Consider the following 15,303-nt stretch of genomic DNA (forward strand, 5'->3'; position numbering starts at 1 on the left):
GTTATCGCCTCGTGATGGCGTCCACGACGGCGGCAAGCGCAGCCGGCACCTTCGCGGCGTCGGTGCCGCCGCCCTGGGCGACGTCGTCCTTGCCGCCACCGCCGCCGCCGAGGATCCCGGCCGCGAGCCGGACAAGGGCCCCTGCCTTGACACCCGCTGCGCGGGCTTCCTCATTGGTGGCGACAAGGATGACGGGACGGTCGTTGCTTACGCCGGCCACTGCAACGGCGGCCGCCTCGGAACCAAGCCGGCTGCGCAGGTCAAGGGCCAGTCCGCGGAGGTCGTCAGCGCCGCTGACCTGTCCGGCGTCGTGCGCAATGACCTTTACTCCGGAAGCGTCCCTGGCCGTACCGACCAGCTGCGCCGCGGCGGCGGTCAGCTGCTCCTTGCGCAGGCGTTCCAGTTCCTTCTCAACCGTCTTGAGCTTGGTCAGCGTGGTGGCGATGCGGTCTGCCAGCAGGCCCGAGGGCACCTTCAGCATTTCGGTGAGCTCCGTGACGAGGGCGCGCTCGGCAGCAAGGTGGCGGAACGCCTCCATGCCCACGAAAGCCTCCACGCGGCGGTTTCCGGACCCTACCGACTGATCGCCCAGCAGGGACAGGCTGCCGATGAGCGAGGTGTTGGCCACATGGGTGCCGCCACAAAGCTCACGGGACCAGGCGCCGTCGATCTCCACGACGCGGACCTCGTTGCCGTAGTTCTCGCCGAAGAGCGCCATGGCGCCGAGGGCCTTGGCCTCGGCCAGTGCCATGACCTTGGTCTCCACCCTGAAGTTGTTACGGATGGCGAGGTTGGAGACTTCCTCGATTTCGGAGCGCGTGGCAGCGCTGAGCCCCTCGCCCCAGGAGAAGTCGAAGCGGAGGTAGCCTGCCTTGTTGTACGAACCGCGCTGCAGGGCCTCCGGGCCGAGGATCTGGTGCAGGGCGGCGTGGACGATGTGCGTTCCGGTGTGGGCCTGCTCTGCGGAGTGGCGCCGCTCCCGGTCCACTGCGGCCTGCACGAGCGAGTCCGCGCCGATTTCGCCCTCGCGGACGATCGCCTTGTGCACGCTCAATCCCTTGACGGGACGCTGGACGTCCAGGACCTCGACGACGAATCCGTCGCCGGTGATCAGTCCGGTGTCGGCGGCCTGGCCGCCGGCCTCGGCGTAGAACGGGGTCTCTGCGAGCACGAGCTCGATCTCGTCGCCCGTGGAGGCCTGGGAAACCTTGCGGCCGCCGGACAGAATGCCGCGGACCTTCGATTCGCCGGCCAGCTCCGTGTAGCCGGTGAAGACCGTTTCACCCTGGGCCAGCAGCTCCTGGAAGGCGCTAAGGTCGGCGTGCGACCCCTTCTTGCCCTTGGCATCGGCCTGGGCGCGCTGGCGCTGCTCGAGCATCAGCTTGCGGAACTCGGGCTCGTCGACCTTGAGGCCGGCTTCTTCGGCCATTTCCAGGGTCAGGTCGATCGGGAAGCCGTAGGTGTCGTGCAGGGCAAAGGCATCGGCACCGGACAGCGGCCGGCCGGCTTCCTTGGAATCCTTCACGGCGTCCTCTAGGCGCGCGGTGCCGGACGCGATGGTGCGCAGGAACGCCTTCTCTTCGGCGTAGGCGATGCGGCTGATGCGTTCGAAGTCGGTCTCCACTACGGGGTAGACGCCCTTCATGGCGTCCCGCGAGGCCGGCAACAGCTCGGGCAGGCAGGCCTTTTCGACGCCGAGGAGGCGCATGGAGCGCACGGCACGGCGGATGAGACGGCGCAGCACGTAGCCACGGCCCTCGTTGGAGGGCGTCACGCCGTCGGCGATCAGCATGAGCGAGGAGCGGATGTGGTCGGCAACAACACGCATCCGGACGTCGTCGGTGTGGTGGGGGTCCTCGGCGGATTCCGCCGAGGTGTACTCCCGGCCGGAGAGTGCCGCGGCCCGGTCGATCACGGGACGGACCTGATCGGTCTCGTACATGTTCTCGACGTCCTGCAGGATCATCGCGAGGCGCTCCATGCCGAGGCCGGTGTCGATGTTTTTCTTAGGCAGTTCGCCGGTGATGTCGAAGTCCACCTTCGAGCGGACGTTATCGATCTGGTACTGCATGAACACCAGGTTCCAGATTTCCACGTAACGGTTCTCGTCGGCGATGGGGCCGCCCTCGACACCATAGGACGGGCCGCGGTCGTAGTAGATCTCGGAGCAGGGACCGGCCGGGCCGGGCTGGCCGGTGGACCAGTAGTTGTCCGCCTTGCCCATCCGCTGGATCCGTTCCGCGGGCATGCCGGTGTTCTTGAGCCACAGCTGCTCGGCTTCGTCGTCCTCTTCGTAGACGGTAACCCACAGCTTCTCGGGCGGCAGGCCGTAGCCGCCATCGGCAACACTCGTGGTGAGCAGTTCCCAGGCGAACTTGATGGCGTCTTCCTTGAAGTAGTCGCCGAAGGAGAAGTTGCCGCACATCTGGAAGAAGGTGCCGTGCCGTGCCGTCTTGCCGACTTCCTCGATGTCACCGGTGCGGATGCACTTCTGCACGCTGGTGGCCCGGTTGTAGGGCGCCTCTTCGCGTGCCGTCAGGTACGGAATGAACGGGACCATGCCGGCCACCGTGAACAGCAGGGAGGGGTCGCTGGAAACCAGGGACGCCGAAGGCACCGCCGTGTGGCCTTTGCTGACAAAAAAGTCGATCCAGCGCTTGGTGATCTCCTGCGACTTCATAACCTGGTTACTTACCCTTCTTGGTTCACGCGTTCTGCCGCGCGACAGTTTGATTCTTATGGCCAGTACCGGAACAACGGCTACTGCCCGTTTAATTCTCCCGCAGCGGCGGCTAGCGCCGCACCACGTCCTGGGATTCAATGCCCAGTGCTGCCCTCAGGTCGGTTTCCCGTTCCTGCATGCCTTCGCGGACGGCGTCGGCGAAATCGTAGATGCCGTCGGCGAGCCGGCCCACCGCCCGGTTGAGGCCTTCGGGCCCCAGGGTGGTCTGTGCCTCGGTGATCTTGCGGAAGGCGATCACGCCAATGGCGACACCGATTCCCATCCAGAGGATTCTTTTCATTGAGTGCTCCGTCGGGATTAGCGGCTGCGGCGGCCGGTGGCGGGTTTCTTGCGGGCGGAGAGGGCGGAGCGGACTCCGTAGCTGAACGCTGCCACCTTGATCAGCGGTGATCCGACAGTGGCCGCCACAAGGGACGACAACGCGGAAATATTGGCGGAGGCGTCCGAGACGTTGGACGAGATGCCGTCAACCTTCTTGAGCTGCTGGTTGGTGGTGGAAACCGTGGCGGTCACTTCGTCCATGAGCGGCGTAGCGCCGTCGCTGATCGCACGGATGGACGTCCGGACTTCGTCAAAAACCCGTCCGAGCTTCAGGATGGGTACGGCGAGGATCAGCACGAGGAGCGCAAACACCCCTGCCGCGATCAGGCCGGCAATATCGCCACCAGACATAGACGTTCATCTCCTTGTGTTTCCGTGGACTGCGGCGGGTCCCGCAGCGGCCTGATGGCCGCCCTTGCGGAAGTCCCCCCAGTACCTTACATACAAAGAAGCCCGCGGCGCTTGCCACGGGCTTCTTTGTATACGCTGCTGGTATTTAGCGTGCGTAGAATTCGACGACGAGCTGCTCTTCGCAGGTTACGGGAACCTCGGAGCGCTTCGGGCGACGAACCAGGCGAGCCTGCAGGGCGTCGAGCTTGACGTCCAGGTAGGCCGGAACCTGGGGCAGGACGTCGCGGTGCGCGCCGGCCGCTGCAACCTGGAACGGAGGCATGGTTTCGCTGCGGCTGTGGACGTGGACCAGCTGGCCCTCGCCGACGCGGAAGGACGGGCGGTCAACGCGGATTCCGTCAACCAGGATGTGGCGGTGCACAACCAGCTGGCGGGCCTGGGCGATGGTGCGGGCGAAGCCGGCACGCAGCACGAGGGCGTCGAGACGCATTTCGAGCAGTTCGATCAGGTTTTCACCGGTCAGGCCCTTGGTGCGGCGTGCTTCTTCGAAGGCACGGGTCATCTGGGCTTCGCGGATGCCGTACTGGGCGCGCAGACGCTGCTTTTCGCGCAGACGTACGGCGTAGTCGGAGTCCTGCTTCTTGCGGGCACGGCCATGCTCACCGGGGCCGTACGGGCGGCGCTCCATGTACTTGGCGGCCTTGGGGGTCAGAGCAATGCCGAGTGCACGCGAGAGGCGTGCGGTACGGCGAGCACGAGTGTTGTTAGCCACTTGTGTCCTTCCAATATCTGCGGTGTGTCAGTGTTACTGGCCTCCACGATGGAGAGCATCGGCCAACCGCTGCCTTTTGCTACTGGGCACAGGGCATAACCTCAACAAAGTTAATTTGGTGGATTGCGCGTCCGTGCCTTGCCAGACAACGAACTATCCTACCATGATGCTGCTTGCCGTCCCGGCCGGCGCCAGCCTGCCGGCGCCTGCTGTCAGATCCGCGCGTGGACTCCGCGGCTGGCCGGACGGCCGAACGACGCGGCGCCCAGGAACTCGACGGCGATGAACGGCTCGGTTCCCACCACCCATTCATCGTGGCCGGGAGGCAGCGTGTAAGTGTCGTTGGCATGGATCGTCGACCGGACGCCGTCGGACGTTTCCACCTCCAACACGCCGGAGACGCAGAATCCGAGGTGGTTGTGCTGGCAGAAGTCGGTTTTCTCGAAGGGTTTGATGCTCTCGGACCAGCGCCAGCCGGGGTTGAGGATCAGCCGGGCCACTGAGTAGTCGTTGACGGTGACAAGGTCGAATTCCGCCTTGTCGGGGCACCGTTTCTTGTCCGGGAGATCGAAGGACTTCACGGATACTGCTGTGACGAAATTTACGGACATGGGACACTACCTGGGAACTGGGACGGAGACGGAGACGCATAAGGTTGTGCCAAGCAAATTCTGTGCCGGCCGCCGGCCTGGGGCCTGAGGATGCGAGTAACCGGCATTTGTGCGATGTTCCCCCTCAAGGCACGCACGTCCAACAGATCTGTGCTGGCGTAATTCAACGTTAGCCCTCCCCCGTCGGAAGTCAACGGGGCGGAGGCCGGCGGCTGTTCGCCGCGGCAGTCGGGTCCCGGCGGCATGCCTCAGCCGCCGCGGATGATCTTCCGGAGCCGCTCCAGCCGGGTGGAAATATCACGTTCGGCGCCGTTGGCGGTGGGCTGGTAGTAGTCCCGGCCCACGAGGTCGTCCGGCGGATATTGCTGTGTGGCCACGCCGTGCGGGGCGTCGTGCGCGTATTTGTAGCCCTGACCGTGCCCGAGCTGCTTGGATCCCGGATAGTGCGCGTCCCGCAGGTGGGCCGGGATGCCGTTGCCCAGGCCGGCCCGGACGTCGGCAGTGGCTTTGTTGATGCCCATATACGCGGCGTTGGACTTCGGGGCCGTTGCCAGGTGGACCACGGCCTCGGCAAGCACGATCCGCCCCTCGGGCATGCCGATCAGCTGCACTGCCTGCGCTGCGGCGACGGCGGTCTGCAGCGCGGTGGGATCCGCCATGCCGACATCCTCCGCGGCTGAGATCACGATGCGCCGGGCGATGAACCTGGCGTCCTCCCCCGCTTCCAGCATGCGTGCCAGGTAGTGCAATGCGGCATCCACGTCGGAGCCGCGAATGGATTTGATGAAGGCGCTGGCGACGTCGTAGTGCTGGTCGCCCGCGCGGTCGTACCTGACGGCGGCAACATCAAGGGCGCGTTCGGTGTGCCGCAGTTCCACGGTCACCGGGCCGTCGTCGGCGTCGTCGGCGTCACCAAAAGCCACTCCGGCGGCCGCCTCGAGCGCCGTCAGCGCGCGGCGCGCGTCACCACCGGACAGCCTCACCAGGTGGGCCAGAGCCTCCTCGTTGAGCTTGACCTTGCTGTTCAGCCCGCGGGGATCAGCCACTGCCCGCTGGACCAGCCCCTCGATGTCGGCATCCGTCAGGGGGCGGAGCGTGAGCAGCAGCGAACGGGACAGCAACGGGGAGACGACCGAGAAGGACGGATTCTCGGTGGTTGCGGCCACGAGCACCACCCAGCGGTTTTCGACGCCGGGCAGCAGCGCGTCCTGCTGGGCTTTGTTGAAGCGATGGATCTCGTCCAGGAAAAGCACGGTGGTGGTCTTGTAGAGGTCCCGGGCCGTGAGCGCCTCGTCCATCACGCGCCGTACGTCCTTCACGCCCGCCGTGATGGCGGAGAGTTCGACGAACTTCCGGCCCGGACCCTTGGCAATCACATGCGCGAGCGTGGTCTTGCCGGTTCCCGGCGGTCCCCACAGGATGAGTGAGGTCGGTCCCGCGGGTCCGGCGGAGTCGGCGCCGGCACCGGCGGCCAGCTGGCGCAGCGGTGATCCCTGCCCCAGCAGATGCTGCTGGCCCACGACGTCGTCAAGGGTCCGCGGCCGCATCCGGACCGCCAGCGGGCTCCGGGGCTGCGTCCGCCCGGCGGCCAGCCCGGAAACTGCCGACCCGGACGGCGTCACCGTTCCGTCGTCGTCGTCGTTGTCCGGCCCTTGGCCAAAGAGATCATCCACATAGATAGGCTACTTCTAGTTCATGACGCCACTAACAACGGAGACCCGCGCAATGCCCACCCCAGATTCCCGTGCGGCGTTCGTCTCCGGTGAGCGGCTGCCCGGCTGGGTGGAGCGTTTCGCCGCCAGCCACGGCAGCGTCGCCGCGGAAGAGGTCGACGGCGGCCTCCAACTGTCCGCGGCGGACGGTGCCGTGGCGCTGCTGCAGCCGCCGTGGCCCGCGGACGGCCGGCCTGGCCGCGGCGGCGATGCTGTGGCCCGCATGGCTTCGCTGGCGGCCCAGTCGCGGACACTCGGGCTGGTCCTGGTCCGTCGCGGCGGATACTCCGTGGCCGTGGTCCGTGACGGTGCCGCCCTGGCCTCGAAAACCGGCACCCGCCACATCCAGTCCAGGACCGCTGCCGGCGGCTGGTCCCAGCAGCGCTTCGCCCGGCGTCGCGCCAACCAGGCGGATGAACTGGTGGAGGCAGTCGCAGAGCACGCCGGCCGGATCTTCGCCGGGCACCGGATCGAATATCTGGTGCCCGGCGGCGACCGTGCCCTGTCGGAACAGGTACTGAGTGAACCGGCGTTGAAACGCTACGCGGCGCTGACCCGGCTGCCGTTCCTGGACGTGCCGGATCCGCGCGCCCCGGTGTTGAAGCGGGCCGCGGCCGGCGCCTGTTCGGTCCGGATTGTGGTGACCGACCCGCCTGCCTAGCTGTAATGACCTAGCCCCCACTGCCCCGCGCTCGCGAGCCCCGCGCTGCCAGCTCCCACATCCGCATCCCGGAGCGCAGGTTCCCGTCCGGCAATCGCTCCATCAGGCCGTGCAGGACCAGATCGTCCACGAGGCGGTGGGCTGTGGTCAGGGGAAGGCCCGCGCGGCGGGCGAGGCCGGAGAGCGTCATGGTGGGCAGGTCACGGTCGAACGCACTCATGAGCCGCACGACGCGGCTGATCACCGATTCACCCGATGGTGAGTTTGCCATGGACGCCCCCGGCCGCGGCCCTAGCCTGCCACGACGCTTGCGGCGCGGTCCGCATCCCGGCCGGCCGCGAGCCTGGCGATGTCGCGGCCCGCCCGGTAGCCGAACACCAGCGCCGGACCGATGTGCGAGCCGTAGCCCGGGTAGCCGCCGCCGAAGACGCTCACGGCAGCCGCACCGACGGCAAGGAGACCGGGGACTGCCGTTCCCTCCGTGGTGACAACTTCCGAGCGCTCGTTGACTCCGATGCCGGCGAAGGTACCGAGGTCGCCCATCTGGATCCTCGCGGCGTAATACGGGCCCCTGCCAACCGGTGCCAGGTTCGGATTCGGTTTGTGTTCAAGGTCGCCGCGGAAGTGGTTGTACAGGGTGGAGCCGCGGCCGAACGCCGGATCCTCACCGCGCACAGCTGCCGGGTTGAATTCAGCCACTGTTGCCGCAAGGCCCCGTGCATCGATGCCGAGCCTTCCGGCCAGTTCCGCCAGCGTGTTCCCCTTGACCAGGTATCCGGTCCGGTAGAAATAGCCGCGGGGCATCGGCCAGGGCTTGGCGTAGCCGATGCCGTACTTGTGCATCGTCTTCGCGTCGCCGATCACGTAGCCGAACGTCTTGTCTTCGTCCTTGTTGTGCCGGATCATCGCGCCGCCGAAGTCGTGGTAGCTCAGCGCCTCGTTGCCGAAGCGCTTGCCGTGACGGTCGACGGCGATGAGGCCGGGCAGGCCGATGGCCCGCAGGTGCGGGAAGAGCCGCTCCTTGCCGCTCAGGTACTTGAACACTGTTACCGGTGCCCAGGAGCCCACGCTGAACACGGAGTCATCGATATGTCCGCCGGCACTCATCGCCAGGGTGGCGGCGTCCCCGCCGTGGCCCACTGTCGGCGTGAAGTGGTCGTCGCCGTCGGCGTCGTGCGGGAAGTATTGCTGCCGAAGATCCTTATTGCCCGAGAAGCCGCCGGCCGCGAGGATCACGCCGAGCCGTGCTGTCACCGTGCCCGCATGCTCTCCCCCAAGGACGGCCCCGGTCACGGTTCCGGCATCGTCACGGATCAGTGACAGGGCGGGCGAAGACTTCCACAACCGCACGCCCAGGTCGTCGGCGCTCTTCACCATGCGGGTCATCAGGGCGTTGCCGTTGGAACGCAGGACGGGACGCTTGTAGCGGGCAGCGTCGGCCCACGTGCGCAGCAGCTTCTTCGCCACATAGACGAACGATTTCACCGACTGGTTCACGTGGAAGAACTCGTTGATGTCGGGACCCACCTGCGGCATGTAGCCGAACACCGTGTAGGAGCTCATGTACGGCTGCATCAGGAGCCGCTTGTCCCCGAGCACGCGTGCGTCAACATCCTGCGGCAGGATGGCACGGCCCGAGAGTTTCGCCCCGGGCAGGTCCATCTGGTAGTCCGGGGACTTTTCCGGGTATGTGAACTTCACCTCGGTTTCGTCCTCGAAAAAGGAGATCGCCTCGGGCACCGTATCCAGGAAGTCCCGAACGCCCGCTTCGTTGAACGTCTCCGGGGCCAGGTTCCTCAGGTACGTCTCGGCGTCCTCCCGGGTGTCGCCCTGCGCCACACCCTGCTTATTGCCGGGGACCCACGCCCAGCCAGCGGAAATGGCCGTGGTCCCGCCAAGGTACTGCTCCTTTTCCGCAACGATTACCGTCAGGCCCTGCGACGCGGCCTTCAATGCGGCTGCCATCCCGGCCACGCCGGAGCCGATGACGAGGACATCACAAACGGTGGTCCCCGTGACTGGTGCCTTGCTCTTGTTGCTTGCCGTGCTCATAGATCCTGCTCCATTCAGTCGGCCGTCCGCATCCTCGCGGCAGCCGGGTGGAAGGCTAAAGCCCCAGTAGACCCGGCAGTTCCGGCCGCTGGCAGGAGGATTACCATTGAGCGGTAATCCCGAGGAGGAACAGTGGCCAATTCTGCGTCCGGCGAGTCGATCATCGGCCGTTTCGTGAAAATCGTGAGCGCATTCGACGACCGCCACACCTCCATGACCGTCGCCGCACTCGGGCGCCGGACCGGGCTGCCCGTCACCACCACCTACCGGCTGGTCAACGACCTGCTCCGGGAACGGCTCCTCGAACGCGAACCTGGCGGAGACATCCACATCGGAACCAGGATGTGGGAGCTCGTCTCCCGCGGGTCCAAAATGCTCGGACTGCGGGAGGCGGCCCTGCCGTTCATGGAGGACGTGCAGGCCGTCGTGCAGCACTCCACCACCCTCGGCATCCTGGATTCGGACGAGGTGCTGTACATCGAGCGGCTTGGCTCCGACAAGACCATCGTGGATATCACCAAAATCGCCGGCAGGCTGCCGCTGCACGCAACGTCGTCGGGCCTGGTCCTGCTGGCACACGCCCCGGCCGCCTACCAGGACAGCTTCCTGGCCCGGCCGCTGACGAAGTTCACCGAAACCACCCTCACCGAACCATCCCTGCTGCGCCGCCACCTGGCCGAGATCAGGCAGCGCGGCTTTGCCGCCATGCCGGGCGTGATCGTGCCCGAATCCAGCGGCATCGCCGTCCCCGTCTTCGGACCGGACAACACCGTCCGCGCCGCGCTCAGCGTGGTGGTGCCGCGCAACGAGGAGAACGCGGCCGCCCGGGTCCCCGTCCTGATGGCAGCCGCCCGGGGCATCTCAAGGGCCCTCGGCTGGCGGGGCGAGCTGAAGGGCACCCTCCGCCAGAGCCACTGAGCAGAGCCGCTGAGAAGATCCAGCCAGTGCCGTCTTTTCCGTTCATCGGCAATCATGTGGTTCCAGTCACACCTCCCCTGCAACTCTGGCTAAGACGCAGCAATGAGGCTGCAGGAGTTACGGAGGAGCACACCACATGAACACCACAGCGAACCGCGTGGCCGGCAAGACTGCCATCGTCACCGGCGGCCGCGGCGACCTGGGCAGCGCCACCGCCGCCCTGCTGGCGCAGCACGGCGCAAAGGTAGCCAGCCTGGACGTTGCCGGCATCCCGGCCGGGGCGGCCCATGCAAATATCAGCGAGTACGACGTCGATGTCACCAGCGAGGACAGCGTCGCGGACGCCATCCGCCGGGTCCGCGACGACCTGGGCACGCCGGACATCCTGGTCAACGCCGCCGGAATCATCGGCCCCGCCGGAGCCTCCCACACCGCATCGGTGACGGACTTCGACACGATCTTCAACGTCAACGTCAAGGGTGTCTGGCTGATGACCAAGCATGTGGTCCCCGGCATGATCGAAAAAGGCGCCGGCAGCATCGTCAACTTCTCCTCCATCCACGGCATCACGGGCGGACGGAACGTGCCCCTGTACCACGCGACCAAGGGCGCCGTCCGGCTCCTGAGCAAGTCCGATGCCGCGGCGTACGGAGCCCACGGCATCCGGGTGAACTCCATCCACCCCGGATCCATGGACACCCGGATGAGCCGCCGCTCCGCCGAGCAGTCGGAGATCGGCGCCGAGGCCTACTACAAGCAGCTCGTGGGCTCCAACCCCCTTCCCCGGCAGGGCAAGCCGGACGAAATCGCCTACGGCGTGCTGTACCTGGCCTCCGACGAATCACGGTTCACCACAGGTTCCGAGCTCGTCATCGACGGCGGCTACACCGCCGTCTGACCCGGCCCCTCATCTTTCGCACTTTTTCTTTTTTTGAAAGGCAACACCCATGAAATTCGTTAATGGAACCGCAGCCGAAAAGTACGACGTCGTCGTCGTCGGTTCCGGTGCCGGCGCCCTCACCGCGGCGGCCACCGCTGCCCGCGCCGGCAAGTCCGTCGTCGTCCTGGAAAAGAGCGCCCTGCTGGGCGGGACGTCGGCCGTCTCCGGCGGCATGCTGTGGGTGGCGGACAACCACCACGCCCGCGAGGCCGGTATTGCGGATTCCAAGGAAGCGGCCGCAGAGTACGTGCGGGCCGTGGCCCGGGGACGCGGCCGCGACGAACTGCTGGATGCGGCACTCACTTACGGCGACCGGATGCTCCGTTTCGTCGAAGAGGAGTGCGGGCTCCGCTTCATCTTCCTCAACAACTTCCCCGACTACCGCCAGGACCTCCCCGGCGCCGTGGAAGGCGGCCGCACAGTGGAACCGGAACTGTTCAACAGCCAGGAAGCCCTGGGCGGCCTCAAGGAACACGTCCGCAGCGACGGCCGTGCCCCGTTCACGATGCAGGAATACGAAAACTGGGGCGCCTTCACCAAGTTCCCCTGGGACGACCTCAACCAGCGCCAGGAAGAGGGGCTGGTGGCCAAAGGGCAGGCCCTCGTGTCCATGCTGCTCGCCAGCCTGGTCCGCGACGGCGCAGCGCTCGTCACCGGAGCACGGGGCCACCGCCTGCTCACCGGCGGCGGCCGGGTGACCGGCGTCGAGCTTGAATCCGGTGAGGTGTTCCACGCAACCGACGGCGTGGTCCTGGCCACCGGGGGCTTCGAATGGGACAAGGCACTGGCCGACTCAATGCTGGCCTCGCGGCTCTACACCATGTGCTCACCGCCTTCGAACACCGGCGACGGGCTGCGGATGGCCCAGCGGATCGGCGGCCAGACCCGGGGCACGAGGGAGGCCTGGTGGGCCCCGATGTCCGTCACCGGCGACACCCGCGACGGCCAGCCGATCGGAACGCTGCTGCGCTTCGAGCGCCAGGGCCCGGGATCGATCATTGTGAACCGCCACGGCCGCCGCTTCGCCAACGAGTCGCAAAACTACAACGACCTCGCCCGGAGCCTGCAATCCTGGGATTCCGCCGCAAACCGGACCCTCAACACGCCCGCGCATGTGATCGTGGACCACGCCTACATGGAGCGTTACGGCATCCTGGCCCACCGCGCCGGCCAGCCCACCCCCGGGTACCTGACCGAAGGGGCAACCCTGGAAGAACTGGCGGAAAGGATCAACGTACCGGCAGAGAACCTCACCGCAACCGTGGCCCGGTTCAACGAATACGCCGTCAGGGGCGAAGACCCCGATTTCGGCCGCGGCGAAAGCGCGTACGACAAGTACTGGGGCGACGAGGAGAACCTGTACCCGAACCCGTCCCTGGGACCGCTACAGACCGGGCCCTACTACGCCATGGAAGTGGTCAACGGCGCCTTCGGCACCAACGGCGGCGTGGCCACCGACGGGCTGGCCCGCGTGCTCGACGTCGACAACCAGCCCATAGCCGGCCTGTTCGCCGCAGGCAACACCACCGAAAACGCCTACGCCGCGGGCTACCCGGGCGCCGGCGCCACCCTTGGACCGATCATGACCATGGGCTACCTGGCCGGGCGCACCATCGCCGGCCAATCACCGGACTACCGTCCGGCTGAACAGAACGAAGCGACCGTGGAACTGGTGGGAGCCTGAGATGATCCGCCACACCGTGCTCTTCAAGTTCAAACCGGACTTCCCGCCCGCCGACAAGCATGCCTGGATCGCCGGACTCAACAGGATGACCGGGAACATCCCCGGCATGCTCAGCCTGACCCACGGCCCGGACGTGCTCAACACCGGGCGCTCCTTCGACTACGCCATCGTGGCCGATTTCGAAACAGTCGAGGACATTGCGGTCTACAACACCCATCCGCTGCACGAGCCGCTCAAGGCCTACTCATTCCCCAACAGCCAGCAGATCCTGTCGGTGGACTTCCACCTCGGGGATTCCCGGCCGGCTTCCACTAAGACACAGACGTCTTAAGGAGATCCCCATGAACACAGCACCCGCAACTCACGGCGCACCGCGCGAGACCCGGCGCGAGACCGAAAGCACCACCCCGCGCAAAACCCCCGGCAAGGCAGCCCTGGCATCATTCCTCGGCAGCACCCTGGAGTACTACGACTTCTTCATCTACGGGACCGCCGCCGCGCTCGTCTTCCCGCACTTGTTCTTCCCGTCGGCGGACCCCGCCATCGGCCTGATCGGCGCCTTTGCCACCTTCGGCGTGGCCTACGTGGCACGGCCGGTGGGCGGCCTGGTCATGGGCCACTTCGGTGACAAGCTGGGCCGGAAGAAGATCCTGCTGCTCACTCTCGGCATCATGGGCCTGGCCTCGCTGGGCATCGGGTTCCTGCCCACCTACGAACAGGTCGGTGTCTGGGCCCCGATCCTGCTGGTGGCCGGCAGGCTGGCACAGGGCTTCTCAGCCGGGGCGGAATCTGCCGGCGCCTCCACCCTCACGCTGGAACACTCACCCGAAGGAAGGCGCGGCTTCTTCACCAGCTTCGTGATGACCGGCTACGCCTCCGGCATGGTGCTGGCCACCCTGGTCTTCATTCCGGTCACCGCACTCCCCCAGGAAGCGATGCTGAGCTGGGGCTGGCGCATCCCGTTCTGGCTCTCCATCGTGGTGCTGGCGATCGCCTACTGGGTGCGGACGCACCTGGACGAAACACCGGTTTTCGAGGAAGCCCAGGAGAGCCGCCAGGTCGCCCCGATGCCGCTCAAGGAAGTGCTCAAATTCCAAGGCCCGGACGTGCTGCGTGTTGTGGGCATGTCGATCATGTCGGTCATGCAGACCATCTTCACGGTCTTCGGACTGGCATACGCCACCTCCACGGCAGGTTTCGACCGCGCCTCCATCCTGACCGTCAACGCCGTCGCTATTGGTCTGTCGATGTTCGCCATGCCGCTGGCGGCAAGGCTTTCGGACCGGATCGGCCGCCGGCCGCTGCTGCTGACCGCCGCCTTCGGGTGCTCAGCCACGATCTTCCTGTATTTCCTCGCGCTGTCCTCCGGGAACATCGTCCTGGTGTTCCTGGCGGCCTTCCTGAACATGACCGTGCTGTACTCGGGGTTCAATGGCATCTGGCCCTCGTTCTTCGCCGAACAGTTTGCCGCACCCGTGCGCTACACCGGCATGGCGATGGGAAACCAGCTGGGACTCGTCCTGGCCGGCTTCGCCCCGATGATCGCCGGCATGCTCCTGACCCCGGGTGTCACCGGCTGGGTTCCCGTGGCTGTCTTCGGCACAGCCTGCATGCTGGTCGCGGCAGCCTCGGTGTACTACTCCCGCGAGACGTTCAGGACGCCGATCGAGGAACTGGGCGCTCCCTACCTGGCCGGTACCGCGCGCCGCACGGCAGCCGAGGGTTCCTAGCAGCCGGTCAGGTGCCGCTTGGGCCGCTCCTGCCGGTAGTAGTAGCGGCCCGCTTCCGTGAATCCCGAACGGGCATACAGCTCCCGGGCGCCGGCGTTGGCCGCCGTCACCAGGAGCCAGTAGCTGCGGATGCCCAGGGCGTCACCTTCACGCAGCAGGGACCCGAGGACCCGCGAGGCGAAGCCCCGCCGTCGGGCATCCGGACGCGTGGCCATGCAGTACAGGCCCCCCACCTCTCCGACGGGAGGAACGGCAAGGCGTCCGACGGCGGCCGGCAACCCGTCGTCGTCCCTCACCAGGGCGTAAACCGACCGGCAGCCTTCCAGGATGGTGCGGGCGGTGGCGAGGGGTTCCTCGCCACCGCGGCCGTCCACGCTCCACCAGAGCCGAAGCCATTCGTCCGACGGCTCTGCTGAAAGCGTGACGCCGGCGTCAGGTGCCGCCACCGGAACTGCGGTCTCCGCGCCGGCGTCGCGCACCAGGATCACGGTCTCGGACTGCCGGGTGAAGCCTTCCTCGTCGAGAGCAGCGTTCAGGGCCGCACTGCGGAAATCGTCGAAGACCTGGAAGATAACGGGAAGACGGCGGCTGCGGTACCAGGCCCGGGCATCCCGGAGCATGGCCATCCGCTGGTGCAGGGTTCCGTCCGGCTCGGACCGCGGCCAGACCGAGTTGGCCCGCTGGGTCACGCCGCCCGCAGCGCGAAACACCCAGCCGCCGGAGTCCTCCCGATCGGGAGCGGGCCATGCGGCATCCATCAATGCCTCCAGGGCAGGTATCGTCTGCCGTTCCATCGGACTCCTCATTT

Annotated in this window: 15 protein-coding genes; 6 read left to right on the forward strand and 9 right to left on the reverse strand. The window is 66.7% G+C overall.

Annotated features, from left to right (window positions below; all coding sequences use genetic code 11):
- Position 1: 1 nt before the first annotated feature.
- The 6 genes from alaS to AC07YR_RS01900 form a co-directional block, all read right to left on the reverse strand.
- Positions 2-2,680: an alanine--tRNA ligase gene (gene alaS / locus AC07YR_RS01875; RefSeq protein WP_436057767.1), complete on the reverse strand. Its 2,679-nt coding sequence runs from the start codon at positions 2,678-2,680 to the stop codon at positions 2-4.
- 112 nt (positions 2,681-2,792) lie between these two features.
- On the reverse strand, positions 2,793-3,023 hold the full coding sequence (locus AC07YR_RS01880) for a DUF6167 family protein (protein WP_436057768.1): 231 nt from the start codon (positions 3,021-3,023) through the stop codon (positions 2,793-2,795).
- 17 nt (positions 3,024-3,040) lie between these two features.
- Entirely contained in the window at positions 3,041-3,415 is a 375-nt protein-coding gene (locus tag AC07YR_RS01885) for a DUF948 domain-containing protein (protein WP_028269108.1), read from the reverse strand.
- A 145-nt stretch (positions 3,416-3,560) separates the two neighbouring features.
- Positions 3,561-4,187 (reverse strand): 30S ribosomal protein S4, encoded by a 627-nt coding sequence (gene rpsD / locus AC07YR_RS01890; RefSeq protein ID WP_011692125.1) that lies wholly within the window; start codon positions 4,185-4,187, stop codon positions 3,561-3,563.
- 212 nt (positions 4,188-4,399) lie between these two features.
- Positions 4,400-4,798, reverse strand: coding sequence for a cupin domain-containing protein (locus tag AC07YR_RS01895; protein WP_436057769.1), 399 nt, complete (start codon positions 4,796-4,798; stop codon positions 4,400-4,402).
- Between the two features lie 248 nt (positions 4,799-5,046).
- Positions 5,047-6,471 (reverse strand): replication-associated recombination protein A, encoded by a 1,425-nt coding sequence (locus AC07YR_RS01900; protein ID WP_494732862.1) that lies wholly within the window; start codon positions 6,469-6,471, stop codon positions 5,047-5,049.
- Between the two features lie 52 nt (positions 6,472-6,523).
- Here AC07YR_RS01900 and AC07YR_RS01905 point away from each other — a divergent pair, with 52 nt between their 5' ends.
- Positions 6,524-7,171, forward strand: coding sequence for an acVLRF1 family peptidyl-tRNA hydrolase (locus tag AC07YR_RS01905; RefSeq protein ID WP_494732863.1), 648 nt, complete (start codon positions 6,524-6,526; stop codon positions 7,169-7,171).
- Between the two features lie 10 nt (positions 7,172-7,181).
- Here the strand turns inward: AC07YR_RS01905 and AC07YR_RS01910 are convergent, their stop codons facing one another.
- Both AC07YR_RS01910 and chcC2 read right to left on the reverse strand, forming a co-directional pair.
- On the reverse strand, positions 7,182-7,442 hold the full coding sequence (locus AC07YR_RS01910) for a helix-turn-helix domain-containing protein (RefSeq protein ID WP_494732864.1): 261 nt from the start codon (positions 7,440-7,442) through the stop codon (positions 7,182-7,184).
- Between the two features lie 20 nt (positions 7,443-7,462).
- Positions 7,463-9,223 carry a 4-oxocyclohex-2-ene-1-carboxylate 5-dehydrogenase gene (gene chcC2, locus AC07YR_RS01915; protein ID WP_494732865.1) on the reverse strand — a complete coding sequence of 587 codons (1,761 nt, stop codon included), beginning with the start codon at positions 9,221-9,223 and terminating at the stop codon, positions 7,463-7,465.
- A gap of 132 nt (positions 9,224-9,355) precedes the next feature.
- On the opposite strand from chcC2, the gene AC07YR_RS01920 reads away from it, so the two are divergent.
- The 5 genes from AC07YR_RS01920 to AC07YR_RS01940 all read left to right on the forward strand — a co-directional run bounded on the left by AC07YR_RS01920 (position 9,356) and on the right by AC07YR_RS01940 (position 14,495).
- Complete coding sequence (locus tag AC07YR_RS01920) at positions 9,356-10,141, forward strand: IclR family transcriptional regulator (protein ID WP_494732866.1); 786 nt, start codon at positions 9,356-9,358, stop codon at positions 10,139-10,141.
- 136 nt (positions 10,142-10,277) lie between these two features.
- Entirely contained in the window at positions 10,278-11,039 is a 762-nt protein-coding gene (locus AC07YR_RS01925; protein WP_055803285.1) for an SDR family NAD(P)-dependent oxidoreductase, read from the forward strand.
- A gap of 49 nt (positions 11,040-11,088) precedes the next feature.
- A complete protein-coding gene (chcC1, locus tag AC07YR_RS01930; protein WP_494732867.1) occupies positions 11,089-12,765 on the forward strand; it encodes a 4-oxocyclohexanecarboxylate 2-dehydrogenase in 1,677 nt (558 codons plus the stop codon).
- A gap of 1 nt (position 12,766) precedes the next feature.
- Positions 12,767-13,096, forward strand: a complete 330-nt coding sequence (locus tag AC07YR_RS01935) for a Dabb family protein (protein WP_494732868.1) — start codon at positions 12,767-12,769, stop codon at positions 13,094-13,096.
- A 10-nt stretch (positions 13,097-13,106) separates the two neighbouring features.
- Positions 13,107-14,495: an MFS transporter gene (locus tag AC07YR_RS01940; RefSeq protein ID WP_055803293.1), complete on the forward strand. Its 1,389-nt coding sequence runs from the start codon at positions 13,107-13,109 to the stop codon at positions 14,493-14,495.
- Here the strand turns inward: AC07YR_RS01940 and AC07YR_RS01945 are convergent.
- Positions 14,492-15,289, reverse strand: a complete 798-nt coding sequence (locus AC07YR_RS01945) for a GNAT family N-acetyltransferase (RefSeq protein WP_055803296.1) — start codon at positions 15,287-15,289, stop codon at positions 14,492-14,494. The two genes, AC07YR_RS01940 and AC07YR_RS01945, sit on opposite strands and share 4 nt — an antisense overlap.
- Between the last annotated feature and the right edge of the window lie 14 nt (positions 15,290-15,303).

This window comes from Arthrobacter sp. GW460-12-1-14-TSB2 (assembly GCF_059423525.1).